We start from the raw sequence: 2,975 nt of genomic DNA, 5'->3' as shown, positions 1-2,975 counted from the left end.
GGACCGCAGGGTGGCGAGCCACCCTGCGGTCCCCGGCGGGCCTGTTGCGGTCAGGCCGAGGCGCCCGACCCCGACGGCTGGGCGGAGGCCAGTTCCTCGCCGGCCTGCAGCGCCGCCTGTGTCGTGTGCAGCACGAGGAGGGCCGTGGTCACCGTGCCCACGCCGCCGGGGACCGGCGTGAGGGCCGAGGCCACCTCGGCCGTCGAGGCGGGCTCCACGTCGCCGACGAGATCACCGTTGTCGAGGACGTTGGTGCCGACGTCGATGACCACCGCACCCTCCTGGACATGGTCACCGGTGAGCAGGCCGGGCCGCCCGACCGCCGCGACGACGACCTCCGCCTCGGACGTGTACCGCTCGAGCGGCCGTGAGCGGGAGTGGCAGACCGTGACGGTGGCGTCGCGCTGGAGCAGCAGCTGCAGCAACGGCTTGCCGACGACCGCGGAACGACCGACCACCGAGACGTGCCGGCCGGCGAGGGGAACCTCGTAGTGCTCCAGGATCTCCACCACCGCCCGGGCCGTCGCGGGGGCGAACGCCCGTTGCCCCACGGTCAGTCGCCCCAGGCTGAGAGGATTGGCTCCGTCGACGTCCTTGGCCGCGCTGATGTGGGCCACGAGCTCGTCCACGGCCACTCCCGGCGGCAGGGGCGTCTGCAGGATGATCCCGTGGATGTCCTCGTCGGCGCTCAGCAGCGTGAGCGTCGAGGCGATCTGGTCGGCTCCGGCTCCGGCGCCGAGGTCGACGACCCTGCAGTGCACGCCGGCCTTGTCCGCGGCCCGCGCGATGGAGCGGACGTACCACAGTGTCGCCTCGTTGTCGGTGGCCACCACGACCGCCAGCCCGGGGACCACTCCGCGCTCGCGCAGCGTGGTGACGTTGTCTTCGGCCTCGGCCCGCAGGCGTTGTGCGACCGGGGCCCCGGTCAGCCGGCGCGCGGTCATGCCATCACCTTCTCGCGCACACGGTCCGTCACGGCCTGGGCCGAGAGGACGGCGTCGTGGCCGTCCCGGAGCTCGTCCGCGAACTCGGCCCGGACCTTCTCGTCCGTGATCGCGTTGATGTTCATGTCCAGCGTGATCAGGGCCGTGGCGATGGCCGCCCGGGCCGCCTCCGAAGCGGCGGCCACGTCGCTGATCACATTGGGGTTGCTGAACTCGGCCAGCTCCCGGCCCAGATCGACGACCTCCGTGGCCAGGGCGATCAGCGCCCGCGGCGGTGCGGCCGCCGCGACCGTGGCCCGCTGAACGGCCCGGGAACGAGCGGCACGGTCCTCGTCCGAGGCCGAGGGCAGGCGGTAGGCGGCGATCACGGCCGCGAAGGCCTTCTCGTCGTCGTCGGCCAGCTGGAGCGCCTCCGGGATGATGTCGTCGGCCCGGGCGGCGATCCGGAGGGACCGCTCCTCGTGCTCGGCGTACTTCGCGCCGGTGGTGTAGCGCGCCACCATGGCGATCAGGGCGGCCCCCTGGGCTGCGTGCAGCGCTGCGGCCGCCCCGCCCCCGGGCGTGGGTTCCCGGGACGCCAGGCGTTCCAGGTAGTCGTTGAGGGTCTCCGAACCGATCATGTTCTGTATCCTTCGGTGGGCGTGGATGGACGGCCGTGGGTGTCGGCGGATGCTGCCGGTGCACGATGGGCTGCGGCCCCGAGCCCGGTGGCGAAGCAGGCTCGGGGCCGCAGGTCTGCTGGAGACGGTGCCGCGGGCTGATGCGGCTCAGCCGCGCAGTCGCGCCGTCCCCGGGTCGTTGGGGTGGTCACCATGCCGGGCGAGCCCGTGCCGGAGCGCTCGGGACGGCGGCCGGGGCTGCACGGCTCAGCGGAAGACGACGGTGCTGGAGCCCTCCAGGAGCACGCGGTGCTCGCAGTGCCAGCGGACCGCCCGGGAGAGGGCCAGCGCCTCGGCGTCCTGCCCCACGGTGGACAGGGCCCGGGGATCGTGGGTGTGGTCCACCCGGATGACCTCCTGCTCGATGATCGGTCCCTCGTCCAGGTCCGCCGTCACGTAGTGGGCGGTGGCACCGACCAGCTTGACGCCCCGCTCGTAGGCCTGGTGGTAGGGGCGGGCCCCCTTGAAGCCCGGCAGGAAGGAGTGGTGGATGTTGATGGCCCGTCCCGCCAGCGCGCGGCACAGGTCGTCCGAGAGGATCTGCATGTAGCGCGCCAGGACCACCAGGTCGATGTCGTGCTCCTCGACCAGCGCCAGCAGCTGCTGCTCCGCCTCCTCCTTGGTGGCAGGGGAGACGGGGAGGTGGATGTAGGGCAGGCCTGCCGCCTCGGCCATGGGGCGCAGCTCCTCGTGGTTGGAGACCACCAGGGCGATCTCTCCCCCGAGGCCCCCGGCCCGCCACCGGAAGATCAGGTCGTTGAGGCAGTGCCCGCTCTTCGAGACCATGACCAGCAGCCGGGGCGGGGTCTGGTCGTGGATCTCGTAGCGCATGCCGAACCGCTCGGCGATGGAGACGAAGTTCCGCTGCAGCGTCTCTCGGGTCAGCTCGAGCGGACCGGTGAAGGCGGTGCGCAGGTGCACCAGCCCGTGCACCGTGTCGTCGAACTGCTGGTGCTCGTTGATGTTGGCCCCGTGCGCGAGGAGGAACTCCGTGACGGCATGGACGATCCCGACCTGGTCTTGGCAGGTGATTGTCAGCACGAACTGGGGGAGTGTCCGTCCCTCGGGTGCCGCTGCGGGTGCCGCGCTCGGCTGCAGGGAGGAAGGAAGGCTGTCTACGGCGGTCATGGAAGGCTCCTGCTGGATGGGCGTCTACTGGGGATGGCCGGCGTGCCGGTGGCCCGGACGGCCCGGCCGGGGCGGTGCGGCGTCGAGTGGTTCGACGTGGCGCTCCGCCCCGGCCGGGCGGGGTGCGGGGGGCTCTGGGAGCCCGGCCCGGCCGGCGAACGGGTGTCTAGGCGCCCGTTGCCGGGATGACGTCGCCGACTTTGTCGGTGATCCAGTCGTGGAAGGCGCCGATGTGGTGTTCGGA

Annotated in this window: 3 protein-coding genes; all 3 read right to left on the bottom strand. The window is 72.4% G+C overall.

Features of this window, described 5'->3' with window-relative positions; genetic code table 11:
- Nucleotides 1-50 precede the first annotated feature (50 nt).
- Nucleotides 51-944, bottom strand: coding sequence for a bifunctional 5,10-methylenetetrahydrofolate dehydrogenase/5,10-methenyltetrahydrofolate cyclohydrolase (locus tag ABD220_RS14180; RefSeq protein WP_344123612.1), 894 nt, complete (start codon nt 942-944; stop codon nt 51-53).
- Complete coding sequence (locus ABD220_RS14175) at nt 941-1,564, bottom strand: cyclodeaminase/cyclohydrolase family protein (RefSeq protein WP_344123610.1); 624 nt, start codon at nt 1,562-1,564, stop codon at nt 941-943. The genes ABD220_RS14180 and ABD220_RS14175 overlap by 4 nt, the downstream gene beginning before the upstream one ends.
- Nucleotides 1,565-1,810: 246 nt before the next feature.
- Complete coding sequence (purU, locus tag ABD220_RS14170; protein WP_344123609.1) at nt 1,811-2,731, bottom strand: formyltetrahydrofolate deformylase; 921 nt, start codon at nt 2,729-2,731, stop codon at nt 1,811-1,813.
- Nucleotides 2,732-2,975: the final 244 nt, after the last annotated feature.

It is taken from the genome of Kocuria aegyptia (genome assembly GCF_039530085.1).
GTDB lineage: Bacteria > Actinomycetota > Actinomycetes > Actinomycetales > Micrococcaceae > Kocuria > Kocuria aegyptia.
Note: the sequence above shows the minus strand (reverse complement) of the source record. Positions and strands in the feature narration are given on the sequence as shown.

What these genes read in the sequence shown, in the direction of transcription:
- ABD220_RS14180 (WP_344123612.1), bottom strand. Translation starts at nt 944, where the DNA reads ATGACCGCGCGCCGGCTGACCGGGGCCCCGGTCGCACAACGCCTGCGG.
- ABD220_RS14175 (WP_344123610.1), bottom strand. Translation starts at nt 1,564, where the DNA reads ATGATCGGTTCGGAGACCCTCAACGACTACCTGGAACGCCTGGCGTCC.
- purU (WP_344123609.1), bottom strand. Translation starts at nt 2,731, where the DNA reads ATGACCGCCGTAGACAGCCTTCCTTCCTCCCTGCAGCCGAGCGCGGCA.